15 protein-coding genes are annotated in these 16306 nt (G+C 56.0%); 2 read left to right on the top strand and 13 right to left on the bottom strand.

What is annotated here, in order from left to right; all coding sequences use genetic code 11:
• Nucleotides 1-484: 484 nt before the first annotated feature.
• The 13 genes from ACQ7C1_RS31000 to ACQ7C1_RS30940 form a co-directional block, all read right to left on the bottom strand.
• Entirely contained in the window at nucleotides 485-1972 is a 1488-nt protein-coding gene (locus ACQ7C1_RS31000; protein WP_430961113.1) for an aldehyde dehydrogenase, read from the bottom strand.
• Nucleotides 1973-2300: 328 nt separating this feature from the next.
• Nucleotides 2301-2648, bottom strand: coding sequence for a hypothetical protein (locus tag ACQ7C1_RS30995; protein WP_430961112.1), 348 nt, complete (start codon nucleotides 2646-2648; stop codon nucleotides 2301-2303).
• Between the two features lie 10 nt (nucleotides 2649-2658).
• Complete coding sequence (locus ACQ7C1_RS30990) at nucleotides 2659-3498, bottom strand: dioxygenase (protein WP_430961111.1); 840 nt, start codon at nucleotides 3496-3498, stop codon at nucleotides 2659-2661.
• A 95-nt stretch (nucleotides 3499-3593) separates the two neighbouring features.
• Entirely contained in the window at nucleotides 3594-4661 is a 1068-nt protein-coding gene (locus tag ACQ7C1_RS30985) for a maleylacetate reductase (RefSeq protein ID WP_430961110.1), read from the bottom strand.
• Nucleotides 4662-4689: 28 nt separating this feature from the next.
• Entirely contained in the window at nucleotides 4690-5574 is an 885-nt protein-coding gene (folD, locus tag ACQ7C1_RS30980; protein ID WP_430961109.1) for a bifunctional methylenetetrahydrofolate dehydrogenase/methenyltetrahydrofolate cyclohydrolase FolD, read from the bottom strand.
• Nucleotides 5575-5579: 5 nt separating this feature from the next.
• Nucleotides 5580-6464, bottom strand: coding sequence for a formyltetrahydrofolate deformylase (purU, locus tag ACQ7C1_RS30975; protein WP_430961108.1), 885 nt, complete (start codon nucleotides 6462-6464; stop codon nucleotides 5580-5582).
• A gap of 113 nt (nucleotides 6465-6577) precedes the next feature.
• Nucleotides 6578-7282 (bottom strand): ABC transporter ATP-binding protein, encoded by a 705-nt coding sequence (locus tag ACQ7C1_RS30970; RefSeq protein ID WP_430961107.1) that lies wholly within the window; start codon nucleotides 7280-7282, stop codon nucleotides 6578-6580.
• The gene (locus ACQ7C1_RS30965; RefSeq protein ID WP_430961106.1) at nucleotides 7275-8024 is read right to left on the bottom strand and encodes an ABC transporter ATP-binding protein; all 750 of its coding nucleotides are present in this window, start codon (nucleotides 8022-8024) and stop codon (nucleotides 7275-7277) included. The genes ACQ7C1_RS30970 and ACQ7C1_RS30965 overlap by 8 nt, the downstream gene beginning before the upstream one ends.
• On the bottom strand, nucleotides 8024-9010 hold the full coding sequence (locus ACQ7C1_RS30960) for a branched-chain amino acid ABC transporter permease (protein WP_430961105.1): 987 nt from the start codon (nucleotides 9008-9010) through the stop codon (nucleotides 8024-8026). Before ACQ7C1_RS30960 ends, ACQ7C1_RS30965 begins: the two co-directional genes overlap by 1 nt.
• Complete coding sequence (locus tag ACQ7C1_RS30955; protein WP_430961104.1) at nucleotides 9007-9870, bottom strand: branched-chain amino acid ABC transporter permease; 864 nt, start codon at nucleotides 9868-9870, stop codon at nucleotides 9007-9009. The genes ACQ7C1_RS30960 and ACQ7C1_RS30955 overlap by 4 nt, the downstream gene beginning before the upstream one ends.
• Before the next feature lie 65 nt (nucleotides 9871-9935).
• Nucleotides 9936-11105, bottom strand: a complete 1170-nt coding sequence (locus ACQ7C1_RS30950; protein WP_430961103.1) for an ABC transporter substrate-binding protein — start codon at nucleotides 11103-11105, stop codon at nucleotides 9936-9938.
• 184 nt (nucleotides 11106-11289) lie between these two features.
• Entirely contained in the window at nucleotides 11290-12144 is an 855-nt protein-coding gene (locus ACQ7C1_RS30945; protein WP_430961115.1) for a methylenetetrahydrofolate reductase, read from the bottom strand.
• 156 nt (nucleotides 12145-12300) lie between these two features.
• Nucleotides 12301-13863, bottom strand: coding sequence for an aminomethyl transferase family protein (locus ACQ7C1_RS30940; protein WP_430961102.1), 1563 nt, complete (start codon nucleotides 13861-13863; stop codon nucleotides 12301-12303).
• A 199-nt stretch (nucleotides 13864-14062) separates the two neighbouring features.
• Between ACQ7C1_RS30940 and ACQ7C1_RS30935 the strand changes: the two genes are divergently transcribed.
• Both ACQ7C1_RS30935 and ACQ7C1_RS30930 read left to right on the top strand, forming a co-directional pair.
• Nucleotides 14063-14482, top strand: a complete 420-nt coding sequence (locus ACQ7C1_RS30935; protein WP_430961114.1) for a MarR family winged helix-turn-helix transcriptional regulator — start codon at nucleotides 14063-14065, stop codon at nucleotides 14480-14482.
• A 55-nt stretch (nucleotides 14483-14537) separates the two neighbouring features.
• Nucleotides 14538-16202 carry an FAD-dependent oxidoreductase gene (locus ACQ7C1_RS30930; RefSeq protein WP_430961101.1) on the top strand — a complete coding sequence of 555 codons (1665 nt, stop codon included), beginning with the start codon at nucleotides 14538-14540 and terminating at the stop codon, nucleotides 16200-16202.
• Nucleotides 16203-16306 lie beyond the last annotated feature (104 nt).

Here is a 16306-nt window from a genome sequence, read left to right as displayed (position 1 = left end):
TCTTGATACAAATGCGATCATGCACGCAGCTCAAGCCGTAAGCGGCGGACGGACCGTTCGTTATCTTCAAGCCCTTTCATGAAGCTGAACCGGCTGCTTGGCAACCTTCTGTCTCAGAGACGTCTTGGTCGGGATGGGATCGCCTGCGATTGCTCTTCAATCGCCGTAAGGAATTGTTCATCAGCCAAAGGACCAGATCGTCTGAAGGGAAATAATCAAGCGACTGTGAAAAGCAGCCACTTGATCGGTCGCCGGTTCGAGAGTTTTGTATTGTCGGTGATCGGTTCATGCTTCAGAAGCACGCCCGCAACTGCCTCTAGATGGTCGTTACGAGACTGCTTCAGCGTGAGCACCGAGCCACCTCTTGTATCCGGCCGCGCGGTCATTGAATTGCGCTCTGTAATCTCTTGGCAAGAGGTTATGTGAAGGCATTATTGGCATTGGCCACAGCAGTTAGTACCATTGACCTGGCCGTATTGTGCAATCAAAACGGGTAATGACGTTCTAAGGTCTGTACCGTCATCCAACGCAAATCAGTGAATTCAGCGATGCCTGCCCGTCCGCCGAAACGGCCGATGCCAGATGACTTTACACCGCCGAGTGGCATCTGCGCCTCGTCGTGAACGGTCGGACCGTTTATATGGCAAATACCGCTTTCGATCCGCAACGCCACCTGCCAGGCCCGTGCAATGTCAGCACCGAAGACAGCAGCCGAGAGGCCGTACTCAGAATCGTTGGCAATCGCAATCGCCTCTTCCACATCGTTCACCCGTAGGATCGGTTTGACTGGCCCAAAACTTTCCTCCCGAAAGATACGCATGTCCGGCGTGACATGGTCAATGAGGGTCGCAGGCATCAGCGTCGAATTGCTCTTACCGCCAATAATCACCGTAGCCCCACGGGCGACTGCATCGTCGATTAGCTCGTTGCAGCGCTCCACCGTCGAGTGATTGACCACCGAACCTAGGACGACCGGCCCTCGACGGGGATCGCCCGCAGGCAGCGTTTTCGTCTTCGCCACCAGCTTCTCAACAAAGCCGTCGGCGATCTTCTCGTCGACAATTATCCGCTCCGTGGACATGCAGATCTGGCCCGAGTTCATGAATGCGCCGAAAGCTGCCGCCTGAACCGCAGCATCCACGTCGGCATCGTCGAGAATGATAAGGGGGGCCTTGCCACCGAGCTCAAGCACAACGGGCTTCAGATATTTCGCGCAGGTCAGGGCAACCGCGTGACCGATCTTCGTTGAACCGGTGAAGCTCACCCGCCGCACCGCCGGATCAGCGACCATCGCCTCAAAGATGCGGCTGGCGTCGGCAGGTGCGTTGGTAATGTAATTGACAACCCCAGGAGGCAGTCCACCTTCGGCCATCGCCTCGATGACTAGGCCGTGGGTGCGGGGGCACTGCTCCGAACCTTTGAGAACAACAGTATTGCCGCAAGCAAGCGGCGCCGCAATCGCCCGGACAGCGAGGATGACCGGCGCGTTCCAGGGCGCAATGCCCACAGTAACACCTGCAGGCACCCGTACTGCCATCGCCAGCGAACCGCGCACGTCCGAAGGAATGACTTCGCCACCGATCTGGGTCGTCATAGCCGCGGCTTCTTCCAACATGTCAGCTGCGAGATGCACGTTGAAATCGGCCCAGACGTGGGTCGCGCCGATCTCAGCCTTCATCGCATCGGCAAAATCAGTATGCCGAGCGCGGATGCCGGCCGAAGCCTTCATCAGCATGTTGCGCCGCTCGTGAGGTCCGAGCTTGGCCCAACGCGCAAACGCGCTGTGCGCTGCCCTCACTGCAGCGATTGCATCCGCCTCGGTCGCGGCAGGCGCCGTGCTCACTATCTCCCCACTGATGGGGTTACCCCGCTCGAAGACTGCCCCGTTCGACGCGCCTCTGAACTGATTGTTGATAAAAAGCCCAGTTTCGAGAACCTTGTCTCGGTCGGGATCTGCAAGTATGCTGCTCATATCGTACTTCTCCCCTAGTATCTAAGCCGCCATTTCTGGCTCGCATCCGCACGCCGACATATGGGAAACAATTGTCCCCCTGTAGCATCGCCACGCAATTTAGTTCGGATAGCTGACCATATTGCATCCTGCCTGTCAACGTAACGCCTGATAATGCAGCGCACTGCAGACGCTATTTGGCGACTTACACCAAATCCGTCGAAAAGATTCGTCAGTTTTCGTGACCATATTTGCGCGTATCTAACCGCTGTTGAAAGTGGCAAGCCATAATTGTGGGCTTAGGCCTTATCCTATTCGCGCACGCCAGCCTTTCAGAACCCAGTGGTAATCATACGGTGCACGGCCCCTTCGCGGCGACATAAGTGGCCGGATCGAGTTGCGATATCCGAACCGCAACTCCGCTGCTCGCTGCCGCCGCGACCAACACTTGGATTTCGCTAGCAAGGTCCATGAGTTTTTGACGCGTCCTATCTACGTTCGGCAGGATGGAAAGCTCGACGTTCACGGCAGGTTGGTTGACCATCCCGAACACCTGAATAACGGCAAACTGGCAAGCGCTAATGTCGACGTTCAGCCTCTCGCACAAGAGCATGCTTAGTGGTCCCAAGGCAGCCTCGATGTCGCGATGAGCTCGTTCTGGCAACGACCGATCGACATGGATCTTCATGTTCGGCATGACTATGACCTCACAGCGGGTTAAGAACAAAGTCAAACCGCGAACGCCATTCCGCTTCGCCGCCTTGAATACGCTCCAATGGCGCAATCAGCGTGTCTTTGACACCAAAGACGGCGTCAGATGAAAGATACTCGTCATCACCGACGAATGTGTGAGTAACAAGCTTTTGAAACCCGCTGGCTGTCACGATGTAATGCATGTGTGCCGGCCTGTATGGATGCCGGCCGAGATGCTTCAACATTCGACCTACAGGGCCATCGGCCGGAATGGGGTAGGAAACCGGTTTGATCCCGATGAATCTGTAGCGCCCGTCTGCGCCGGTTACGAACTTCCCGCGATTATTCCACCTTGGCTGAATATCGGGCTGTTGCACATCGTAAAAGCCTTCAGCATTGTCCGACCAGACATCTATGATCGCTCCCTCAATCGCGTGTCCTTCCAGATCGACCACGGTGCCTTCGAAGACACAGCTCTCCCCCTTGCCGTCGAGCGTTATGCGGTCGCCTATCCGGCGATTGGGGGCCCCGGCAACATGGAATGGTCCAAGGACCGTATTCTGAGTGGCACCCGGCTGACGCCGGTTGGTGATGGCATCCACCAACATGGAGACGCCAAGTGTGTCAGACAGCAAGATAAATTCCTGGCGCTCGTCAGAGCAAATCTGTCCGGTATCGGTCAGAAACCGGATTGCCGTTTCCCACTCTTGCTGAGAAATGCAAGCTTCCTTGATGAAGGCATGCATATGTTTCACAAGCAAGCTCATGATCTCCCGCATGCGAGGATCGACATCGGCGGCCATGCGGCCGTTAACGATCTCGACCGAAGCTTCTTCGCTGAAATACTCTGCCATGCCGTTTCCTCTCATGTGAGAATTTGCGCCGCCGTCTTCCGAATACTTGACTGCTGCGACGGCGGGACTCGGTTTTTGTTCAGGATCGTTTAGGATCATCGCGAACCAGGCCTCGCCCCTTCCCATGCCATCTGAAGCATCTTGCGAAGTGGCGTGGCTTCTACTGGACGTGGATTCCAGTAGGCGTTTTGCATGCATTTATCTGTCGCCTTATCCAAGTCCTCGGCGGTCAATCCTAAGTCTTGAAGCCTCGTCGGTGCCCCGATCGAGAGCGCAAAATCGTAGAGGCCCGCAGCCGCGCGTTCCGTCCCCATCAATTCAGCGACTGGTGCAAGGAGATTAGGGACAGCCTCTTCCGTATAAGCCACCGTATGCGGAAGAAGAATGGCGTGAGTTTCCGAATGCGGCAAATCAAAGCTGCCGCCCAGCGTGTGGCAGATCTTGTGATGCATCGCCATTCCGACAGCACCCAATACAACACCACAGAGGCAAGACCCGTACAGTGCATCCGCACGGGCCACTGGATCTTCGGGACTACCAATGATGTTGGGCAGCGCCTTGCGCAGCGCTGCGATGCCTTCCATCGCCATCATCGAGGAAAGCGGGTTCCGATCATGAGCGTAGAGTCCTTCGACGGCGTGTGCCATCGCGTTCAAGCCGCTCGTTACGCTCATGTTGGCTGGAAGACTATAGGTGAGCTCTGGGTCGTAGATTACGGTCTCCGGTAGAACCGAAGGATCACGAACCGTGGTCTTTATGCCGTTCTCTGTCTGACCAAGGATCGGCGTCACCTCGGATCCTGCATAGGTGGTAGCGATGACGAGCTGAGGGGCATCATTCCGATATGCGATGGCCTTACCAAGACCAATCGTTGAACCTCCCCCGAACGAAATCAAGCAATCGGCACCTGCTTCGGAGTAAGCATCAAGGGCTTTGTTCGTCACATCCACAGGGGTGTGCATAACGGCACCGCTGAAGACGCCCACACAGACTGTTCCCAATCGCTCTGCGAGCCTTCTCGCGTCCGCTTCCTGATTGGAAGTGGATAGGATCAGAGCCCTATGCCGACCAAGGTTACTTAGTTCGTCAGTCACCTTAGCAACGGTTCCGGCACCAAACACTATGCGAGGAATAGTGCCTTTGTAGATAAAGGGTTCGCGCATGTTCTTCTTGTCTCCTGTCCTGTTAGGTTCACTCGCGTGCGGGAATGCGGGCTGCGGTCAACGTATTTGCCATGAGCATTGCGATCGTCATGGGCCCTACCCCACCTGGAACAGGAGTGATGGCTCCGGCGACAGCGGCGCATTCGTCGAAGGCTACGTCTCCAACCAATCGTGACCTTCCCTGACCGTTCTCCGGCGCGGGAACCCGATTGATGCCGACGTCGATGACGGTCGCGCCGGGCTTTAGCCAGTCTGCCCGTACCATCTCTGCTTGTCCAACAGCAGCAACAAGAATATCCGCCCGACGTGCGAAAGATGGCAGGTCGCGACTTCGCGAATGAGCCATGGTCACGGTAGCGTTGGCGTGCAGGAGGAGCTGCGCCATTGGCTTGCCGAACAGGTTCGAACGGCCGATGACCAGCGCATTTAGGCCGGAGAGGTCACTGCCGTGGATCTGGCGCACCAGGATCATGGCACCCGCCGGTGTGCAGGAGATGAGACCGGTCTTCAGATCGCCGGTGGCGAGCTTGCCGGCATTGACAATGTGCAGGCCGTCGACATCCTTTTCCGGCAGGATCGACTGGATGACGGGTTCGCTCTCGAGGTGCTTTGGAAGCGGCAACTGGACGAGGATGCCGTCAATCTCGGGATCGGCATTCAGCGACGCGACCAGCGCCATCAGATCTTCCTGCGACGTTTCCTCGGGCAGCGTGTGCTGGACCGAATTAAAGCCGCATTGCTTGGCCGTGCGGCTTTTGGCGCCGACATAGGCGTGGCTCGCCGGATCATCCCCGACGATGATCACCGCGAGACCGGGCTTGCGATGACCTGAATCTTGCAGAGTTGCTGCTGCGGAGGTGACCGCCTCTATCACCGAAGCGGCGGCTGCCTTTCCGTCGATGATCACAGTCATCGTCATTACCCCATGCGCTCGGAGGCGTAGGATCCAGGGCTTGGCGGGAAGACAATGGTCCTGTTTCCGTTGATGAAAGTGCGATGGTGGATATGGGCATGGATGGCCCGCGCCAGAACCTGAGCTTCCACGTCACGCCCAAGCGACACGTAATCATCGGGCGACTGCGCATGTGTCACGCGCACTGTGTCCTGCTCGATGATCGGACCTTCGTCGAGATCAGCCGTCACATAATGGGCAGTCGCACCAATCAGCTTCACACCGCGCTGATAGGCCTGTTTGTAAGGGTTGGCACCCTTGAAGCTCGGCAGGAAGGAATGGTGGATGTTGATGATCTTGCCGGACATCTTCTTGCAAAGGTCATCGGAAAGAACCTGCATGTAACGGGCGAGAACCACAAGCTCCGTGCCCGTCTGCTCCACCACATTCATCAATTGTGATTCCGCTTGCGGCTTGTTTTCCTTCGTCACCTTGATGTGGTGGAAGGGAATATCGTGGTTCACGACGACCTTCTGGTAATCGAAGTGGTTGGACACCACGCCGACGATATCAATCGGCAGCGCGCCGATCTTCCAGCGGTAGAGCAGATCGTTCAGGCAATGGCCGAAGCGAGAGACCATCAGCATCACCTTCATGCGCTCGGCGGAATCGAAGATATCGGCCTGCATGGAAAACTTCTGCGCGATAGGGTTAAGACCTTCAATCACGGCATCTCGCCCGACGCCCTGCTCCGAGATGAAGGAGATGCGCATGAAGAATCGGCCTGTGTCGAAGTCATCGAACTGCGATGAGTCCACGATGTTGCAACCCTTCTCCGCCAGGTAACCCGAAAGTGCAGCTACGATGCCGCGGGTCGTACTGCAGGAAACCGTCAAGACGTAATTCTTCATCCCATCCCCGTATCTGTTGTGGCCCTTAGGAACATTCTCGGCCGTTTCCGTCAGGCGCTTTAGCCTTCTGAATCCCTCAAAGCTGCCATACGTGATCTATCGCCCCGCCTGGGCTAGCGCGCAGAAAGCCCGATGTGTCGGTCGAGTTTGCTACGGTCGCCGGTCAGCTTTGCCGTCTTTTCCTGAAGGACAATCTTGCCTTGATCGAGCGCAATAACCCGCTCTGCGAACTTGAGCGCGAGGCCGACATGCTGTTCCACCAGCACGATCGTGTGACCTTTGTCTGCAAGCTTGTGAAACACCTCCATCAACATTTCACAGATGACAGGCGCCAGCCCCTCGAGCGGCTCATCAAGCAAAATAATCTCCGGTTTTCCCAAGAGGGCGCGGGCGATGGACAGCATCTGCTGCTCGCCGCCGGAGAGCTGACGTCTGCCATTAGATCGGCGCTCCTTTAGGCGGGGAAACAGATCATAAGCCTCTTCAATGGTGGACCCGTTGCGAAGTCCGGCGACCAAGTTCTCCTCGACCGTCAACGATCCAAAGATGTCACGGGTTTGTGGCACGATACCAATCCCCAGTCGGGCCCGTTGATGCGAGGCGAGCGTGTTGATGGTCGTCCCTTTAAGGCTGATAGTTCCAGCGTGTTGCCGCGTCTGACCCATGATTGTGGAAAGCAAGGTGGTCTTACCAACGCCGTTTCTTCCCACGATCGCAAGCCGCTCCCCTTTCGGTATCCGCAGCGAGATATTGCGGATGACATGCGTGTCACCATAGCCCGCGACCACTCCCTCCATCTCCAAAAGGATGTCAGACATGCCCCGCTCCCAGGTAGAGTTCCCGAACCTGATCATTTGCGACCACCTCGTCGGACGTGCCCTCCATCAGGATTGCTCCATTCACCAGGACGATAATGCGGTCAGCGACCTCAAATACAAGTTGCATGTCATGCTCAATGATAAGAACCGAGAGATCAGAGGGAAGCCGCTTGATCGCCTCCACCACCAGATGGCTTTCACTTGAGGGCACGCCTGCTGCTGGCTCATCGAGAATAAGAACCTTCGGCTTGACAGCGAGTGTCAGTGCCAGTTCCACCAGTCGCTGCTGCCCATATGCCAAGTCGCGCACCGGCTTGTCGGCCAACGACAAGATATTAAGGTGTTGCATCAATCCGACGATTTCAGCTTCGATTTCGCTCCACCCGTCCGCACGGCAGAAGATTTGACGCGTGCGCCCTTCCCGTTCCAGTATCGGAAGCCGCAGGTTCTCGCGAACGCTCAGGTCGCGGAAGAGATTAGTAATCTGGAAGGTTTTCGCGATACCCGCCCTCACCCGAGCAGCTTCGTTCAGGGAGCCGATGTCCTGGCCATTCAGCATGATTTTACCTGATGTCGGCTTCAGTACACCTGTGAGGAGATTTGCAAAGGTGGTCTTGCCCGCACCATTAGGTCCGATCAGCGCGGTGCGGGAGCCTTGCGGTAGTGTGAGGGTCAGATCCCGGGCGACCTGCAGGCCTCCGAAACTTTTGGTAAGTCCAGCAATGACGAGTCCGTCACCCATCATGTCCTCCTCAGCAATTGGCTCACACGAGCGGGCAGCGAAATCAGGCCCTTCGGAAGGACAAATACGACGAGGATAAGCATGATGCCGATCACGAAGAGCCAGTTGAACGGATCCACGCTTGCCGCGAGATGATGGACCACCATGAACAGCAAGGTACCGATCAGCGCCCCATAGAGCCGCCCGGCTCCTCCGAGGATCAGCATCACCATGACCTCGGCAGACAAGGAAAAATTGAATACTTCAATGCCGACCAGTCCGGTCACTTGTGCAGCAAGCGCCCCGGCAGTCCCGGCAATAGCGCCAGCAAGGACGTAGATCGTCACCTTCCGTCGATAGACTGGCGTGCCGATTGCCCGCATCCGGCTGGCACTACCGTCAATGCCACGAAGCGCGAGCCCGAACGGAGAATTTATTAGAACCTGGCAGAGCAGCAGAACCACTACAAGTACGCATACGCTGTAAATAAAGGCAACCTGACCAACGAAATCGAATTCGAACAACCCCAATAGTGGTTGAACCGAAATTCCGGCCAAGCCGTCGGCCCCGCCTGTCAGCCACCTGGCCTGGGATGCGATCTCCTGAAGCACCATGGTCACGGCAATTGAAATCATCAGCAGCGAAATGCCGTGCGTTCTGAGGAGGACAAGTCCCGAAATCCAAGCCATCAGCGCGCCGGCTGCGCCGCCCGCCACAATCCCTAGCAACGGATCGGGTGAGAGATGAAGGGCGATCAGTCCTGCGGCGTAAGCACCACAGCCATACATGGCAGCGTGACCAAGCGTCGCTATTCCAGCCTGGCCCAGGATCAGGTCGAAGGATACGACGAATATCATCATGATCACGATACGGGTCAAGAAAGAAAGGTCGTAGGGAAACACCAAGAAGGCAAGCGTCGCACCGACCACAACGCAAATGGACGAGGCGAGGAGGCTCAAGGCGTAAGTTGCGCGCTTTGGTAGCGTGGGGAAAATATGAGCCGTCATTGCGCTTTCCCCATCAGACCGTTGGGTCGAAGAGCAAGTAGCACCGCAATCGCCATGAAAAAGAAGATGGTACCGATGCCCGGCAACAGGTAACGTCCTGCCGTATCAAGGATCCCAAGGCCAATCGAAGCCCAGAAGGAGCCGGGTATGCTTCCGAGTCCGCCGACAGAGACAACAATCAGGAACAGCACCATATAGCGAAGCGGATAATAAGCTTCGATTGGAAGCAGCTCCGCACCGAGGATGCCTCCGACCGCCGCAAGACCGGCGCCAAGGGCGAATGCGCCAAGATAGACGAGCGGCGTGTTGATGCCGAGCGAAGCTGCCGCAGTCTTGTTGTCGACGGCTGCCCGCAAATAGATGCCTAACCTTGTTTTTTCCATCAGGAGCCAGAGCCCGGCCAGAACTGACAAGCCGCAAATGATCACGATCAGCCGGTGGAACGGCAATGTTCTGAATCCAAGATCGATCGGCGTCGCGAAGATAGCCGGGGCACCGAGTGACAGGATCGTGGAGCCTAGGAAAAGATTAACAGTTGCGATCATGATGAAGACTATTCCAATGGTCGCCAGCACCTGCCCCAACTCGTTGAAACCATAGATGTGTCGATAGAAGAGCCGTTCCAGAAGCACGGCGATCAAAACAACCGCGAGCACGGCTCCCAGGAGAGCAGCAATGAACGGGACGTCAAAGCGTGTGGTGAGAATATGAACGGCCGCGCCGCCGAACAGGGCAAACCCGCCGTGCGCAAGATTGATGATGCGCATGAGGCCCATCGTGATCGAAAGTCCGACGGAAATCATGAACAATATCATTCCATACGCGACGCCATCCACGGCGATACTTAGAATGAGAGACATTCTCTAACCTAAAATCGAGGGGTCGGACTTTGCGTGGCGGATCCTTCCGCCACGCACACCGTGGGTCAGGGATTGAATCCAAGGTCAGGTACATTCGGAACCGTCGCAAACTCGCGATTGACCAGTTTGCCGTCCACGCCTTTTTCGACGCGTCGAAGATAGACGTTCTGCACCACTGTTCGGGAGACGGGATCCATCTTGACGGGTCCCCGCGGGCTCTCCCACTCCATGCCCTTTGCCGCCTCTATCGCCTTTGCTCCGTCAGACCCTGCAGCCTTGATCATACGATAGATCAATTCCACTCCGTCATAGGCACCGATGGACGCCATGTTGGCGCGAGAACCTGGATGCAGCTCCTCCAGCTTTTTGACAAAGCTTTTGTTAAGCGCGGAATCGTGGACATCCGAATAATGGTATGCGGTCACGAGCCCAATGGACTGATCTCCAAGCGCATCCAGCGTGGTCTCGTCGGTCTCGCCACCGCCAAGAAAAGAAATGCCGGCTGCTTTCAAGCCATTTTCATTGTAAGCTTTGGTAAAAGCGAACGTTGCCGGCCCCACCGGCAGGAACGTAAACACGGTATCGGCGCCGGAGCTTTTGATGCGCTGCATGAACGGTGCAAAGTCATTTGTCTGGAGCGGCATGCGGATCTTTTCAACAACGACCCCGCCACCTCTCTCGAACGAGGCGGAAAAGGCGGTTTCCGCATCAATGCCGGGATTGTAGTCGGAAACGGCAGACACCACCTTTTTCGCGCCGTTTTTCGCCGCCCACTCTGCTGCCGGCTGAGCGATCTGCGTCAGCGTGAAACTGGTGCGGAGAAAAAATTCCGACTGTTTGTTGATTGATGATGTCGCCGCATTGAAAATCACCGCAGGCACTTTGGCCTGCTTGGTAAGGGGAGCGACCGCGACAGCATTGGGGGTAAAGTCGAAGCCCGCAAGATACTTTACCCCTTCACGAACCAGAAGTTCCTGAGCGGCCGCCTTGCTGGCGTCTGCATTGGGGCCTCCTACGTCCTTGTAGATGAATTGAACTTTGTGGCCAGCAACCTGGTCCCCGTGCTGGGCCACGTATACGTCAATGGCTTCGCGAAACTGCTTGCCCCAAATTGCATTCGGCCCTGAAAAAGTGGCAATAACCCCTACCTTTATGGTTTCAGCGCGAACGGCCGCACCAGTTATGGAAAACGCTGCAGTCGCTACGAGACAGAGCGTGAATTTCGAAACTTTCATGTGGTTCCTCCCAACCGGAAAAGCGTCCGGACGCTTGACGCTGCAGCGTCATTTCCTCCTATTTAATTCGTACGGTTTCCGTACTACTTGGTCAAGCATGGACGCAAAGGGCAATCACCTTGCCAGGTTTTCCGGGCTTTTTATCACGCAGACTGGTACACATTCCTGACTAAATAAGGGGTGATCACCCTCGGAAGTTCCTCATCCACGTGATGGTCTTGCTCACTCCCCCAAATGGATAGAAATGCATGCCCACATCCCCGTAGGCACCGCCTCTCAATGCGCCGTTATATTCGCGCACCAGGGCATCGGGACCCGCATTCGACAGCAATTGAGCAATCGACAGCCCGTATTTTTTGAGCACAGCCGTTGAAGCGGAGACGCCGCAGAGCGCCGCAAATTTCAACAAGGTTTTCACATTTGCCGGTCCCGGAATGCCAACATGGATCGGATTGTCGATACCCAATTGGCGGAGCCCATCGATCCACGTAAGCATGGGTTCAGAAGCAAAGGAAAACTGAGTGAATATCGACCACTCGATTTTCGCCGCTTCCAGGATTTGTCGCTTTTCCAGCAGCGCCTCGCGGAGTGCGGCAGCGCTTTGGACCGGATGTCCTTCCGGATGCCCGGCTATGGAGACATGCCTGATGCCATGATGTTGAAGGATACCGCTACGCAAGATTGTAGCGGTATCCCGGAACGGGCCATTGGGAGGATCGGCATCGCCCGCGATAATGAGCAGTCGGCTGACCTGCGCTTCGCTCACAAGAGCGGACAACATTCGTGATAGTGCGTTCTCCGAACTTAGTCGTCTCGCGGCTATGTGGGGCACGGGCTCGTAGCCCGCCTGGCGAACTATTCTGGCCGCAGCAACCCGGTCGTGGTCGCTCTCCTTCGAGAGGAAGGGCACAGAAACGATTGTACCCTTTGTGACTGCATTGGATAAAACCGTCAAATCATGGATATCCTTGGCCGTGACCTCCAGCGAAATGCCAGGCAGCACATCATTCTGGTGACCAAGATCTATTGCGTGTGACATAGCCAAATGAACCCTATTCCGCCTGTGAACGCACAGCAGAAGCGCCATTGCATTGAGGAGTCATGTGTTTCGGCAGTAGCAGAGTCTTCGCGCGGACCTGCTGAAGCAGATCCGATGTTCGCTCGAACGCGCGCCGAGCGAACATCGAGCAAATTATCAGCTAATTGCTGCCCGTTTCATTTTCTGCACCGAACTTGCATAAGGAACGGGTGCCACGACCGCCCTGACCTTGAACTGCTGGTGCCGCTCGACATGCGGCTTGCGCGATCCGCCCCCTGGCTCACCCCACGTAATCGTAACTTCAGTTCCAGGGGCAGCACTCGGAGTGCTGAGCATGGCAAGAGACAGCATCTCGCCTTCGTTGTTGCTGTATCCACAATGGCAGGAGTGACCGACGAGCGCGCCATCCAGGGAGCAAACTTCATCGAACTGAGGCCAGCCATAGTAGGCGACGGGCAAATCGATGGCTTTATATCGCGGCCCGTCCCCAAGCGCGGACGCAAAGATTGCTGCAACGTCGTCTCGGTTCCATACCAGCGTGACCTTCTGGCGACGCTTCTCGGCAGCGGTTGCTTCCAAAGCTTCACGACCCACGAAATCGTGGTCGAACTTCAGAATATGTCCGTAGCCCAAATCCCATGGAGTAACATAGTAATCCTCGATATTGTCCGAGACGAAACTCCCACCGAGTTGGGCGTTCGCCTCCCAACCATTTCCAGACAACCATTCGCGGAATCCGCGCAATTCCTCACCAGTATATATCCCCGGCAGGGGGTAAGGCATCCAGCCAAATTCGAAGATGGTGCTGAAATAGGTCTTCGTGCCACCCTGCTTAAGACCGTGCTTCTTCCCGGCCCGTAGGAAAGCGGCCCGTACCTTTTCCATATCTTCGTACGGACCGGACAGCTCGGCGCCGAGGTGACCTGCCATGCCGTGACGCAGGACGAGTACATTGCATCCGTCGATCTTGACCTTCGCTGTCCGGAAGAAAGCAATTTCCGGGGCACCCCCTTCGACCACCTCGTTGAATATCAGACCTGCATTGGGCCCTTCCAACTGGAAACGATAGAACCAGCGTCTGCCGGTCGGATTATAAGGGGTGGGGTCGTCGCGCTCGATTGTAACGTCGTAGCCTCCGGCTTCTGCGTTGTACTGTACCCAGTTTAGGACGGGCATGCCGCTGATGAGTTCGAATAGATCTTCGGCAAGTCTGTAGACGACGCAATCACCGATCACATGGCCACGAGGCGTGCAGGCGACAAATTGTTTGGCCCGGTCAATGGTGAAATTCGCCAAGCTGTTGATGCCGAGCTTCTCGAGCAGCCGAAATGCATCAGGCCCACGAAGCATCAGTTCGGGCATATGGTGCGACTGATCGAACAGAATGGCAGATTCACGCCATGCGCGCTGCTCATCCCGCCAATTGGTAAACTCAGGCGGGATGAATGCCGCGGTAAGACCCGTTCGAGCACGGTAATGAGGGGCAAGAGTATCATTATGAAAATATTCAACGAGATTGGATTTCTCATCGACCAGAGCCTGTAGTGATCGTCCGCCGTTCGCCTTCACCATTTTTCGAGCATCCTCCCGGTAATTCGCTCTGCCGAGCAATTTCATTGTGTCTTGATGACGTGCCTGTAAAGCCAGCTTGCCCGAAGTAACATGCACCTGGGATGCCGAAGCATTACCAGCTTCACACCTATCGAAGCCACGGCTCACCCTCCGCACACCTTCCTCCAAGGCACCCATTTAGTACGGTAACCTGACCATATCGATTCGAGCTGGCTTATGTCAATCAGTTTAAGGAACGGGCTGGAAAAATAGTTGCGGCAGGCTTACTCGTGTAAATGACAGCACTCAGGGGTGGTACAAAATGATTTTCCGAAACGTATGGCGCAGGAACAACATCGGCCGCCGGATGAACGAAGCGGTGCGGATCTTCGAGAACAGAATTATCGATAATCTCAAAGCGAAGGGACACGATGAACTCACTGCAGCCCATATCAACCTGACCCGAAACCTGGACGAGGACGGGACCAGACTGACGGAGCTCGCCCGCCGCGCCTCTCTGACAAAGCAGTCGATGAGCGAGCTGGTGGATCAGGTAGAGCGGACGGGGCTCATCGAAAAGCGCCGCGATCCTGCCGACGGCCGAGCCAAGCTCGTCTGCTTCACAGACAAGGGTCTCGTCTGGCTAGAGGCGTTTCATCAAAGTCTTGAAGTGGCAGAACGCGAAATGCGTGACCATTTGGGCCCGGCACTGGTCGACCTGATCGTGGAGGCTCTAGGAAAGTATGTAGAGGGACAAACTCGAAAAGACAGCGATCAATTCGGTTGACATTGGTCTGGTTTCCTTACTAATTTCCCTCCCAAAGGATCTGGGAGGTTTTTCTGTGGCTCACGAAGTTTTCGATGTCGTGATCGCCGGCGGCGGTCCGTTCGGACTGGTACTGGCGCTTGAACTTGGACGCAGAGGCGTTTCTGCGGTCCTCTTTGACGAAAAGGCCTCGACAGCCTTCAACCCGCAAGCTAACGCCACTCAAGCGAGAACCATGGAGCATTTTCGGCGGCTCGGTATTGCCGATGAGATTCGAGCGCTTGGCATGCCCGAGGATTTTCCAACAGACATAGCCTACTTCACTCGGTACGCTCACCACGAGCTAGCTCGCTTTCGACTGCCCTCGGCCAAGGAAGCGCGCGAGAAGATCAAAACGATGACCGGGCCGTGGAACGCTGCAGAACTACCTCACCGCGTCTCTCAGAAATTCGTAGAGCGTGTTCTGCGTGAGCATGCAGAATCTCTGCCGACTATCTCCGTCAACTACGGCTGGCGAGTCACCCAGTTCAAAGACGTCGGCGACGCTGTTACCGTGTCTGCGACTGAAGTCGGAACAGAGAACACCCGCTTCGCAACCGCAAAGTATCTTATTGGAGGAGATGGAGCGAAGAGCTTCATACGACGCACGCTTGGTATCCGGTATCAAGGCGATGGCGGTGCCGTCAGAGATTTCTTTGGCGGAAAAATGTTTGCGCTCTATCTCCGGTGCCCGCAGTTCTACGAGGTCGTCCCGTTTGCGCCGGCATGGATGAACGTGGCGTTCAATAGCGAACGTCGAGCCTTCATGGCCGCGGTAGATGGCAAGGGGGAATTCGCTTTCCACACGCAGTTGAAGGACGGAGAAAGCGAAGAGGATATTTCCGACGCACTGGCATTGGAAATTTTTCGATCAGTTGTCGGTTATCCCGTGGAGGCCGAAATTCTTTCTCGCGGCAGTTGGACGGCGGGTTTCGCCCTTGTAGCTGAGAAGTTCCAGGCCGGACGAATTTTTCTCGGCGGTGACGCGGTGCATCTGTTCACGCCTGCGGGCGGGCTCGGATACAATACTGCCGTTGACGACGCGGTCAATCTTGGTTGGAAACTTGCATCTGTGGTCAAAGGAGTTGCACCACCATCTCTACTCGATACCTATGAACTGGAGCGGCGTCCAGTTGCGATTAGGAATACAGGCTTCGCGAAGGCGTTCGCTGAGTCTATCGGAAACTATTTGCCGAAGCCTGATCTTGAGGCGGATTCAGATCTTGGGGCGAACTTGCGTCGCGAAGCTGGCGCTTATCTCGAGGCGCATGGGAGATCCGAATTCAACATACCCGGCGTGACCTTCGGTTCGCGCTATGACAATTCGCCGACAATCCTCTCTGAGCAGAATGACCCCGGACCGGATCTTCCGGATGTCTATGTGCCCAATGCCGCGCCTGGTGGAAGAGCGCCGCACATCTGGCTCGATACCCACACCTCGCTCTTCGACCGTTTTGGATTTGAATGGACGCTTTTGAGACTTCGCCTGTCGTCGACTGGTGATGCATTGATCACCGCGGCAAGGAAAGCCGGAATGGACCTGGCGATCTTAGACATCGACAACGAGCAACTTTTTGAGCTCTACGGTGAGCCAATAGTGCTCATTCGTCCTGACCAGATCGTCGCCTGGCGAGGAGATGATGGTTGCGATGCCTCAAGGGTTATCGGGACAGTCTTGGGCCATCTCATGTCAAAGCACTAAATAACGGCGGCAAGAAAAATCTGGTGGATGGTGACGTTCAAGACACCCGTCGATAGGGCAGCACGCCAGGATCTCGACAGACACCAGCAAGAGTTGAGCGCCAG

It is taken from the genome of Rhizobium sp. Nf11,1 (assembly GCF_050587665.1).
Lineage (GTDB): Bacteria > Pseudomonadota > Alphaproteobacteria > Rhizobiales > Rhizobiaceae > Rhizobium.
Note: the sequence above shows the minus strand (reverse complement) of the source record. Positions and strands in the feature narration are given on the sequence as shown.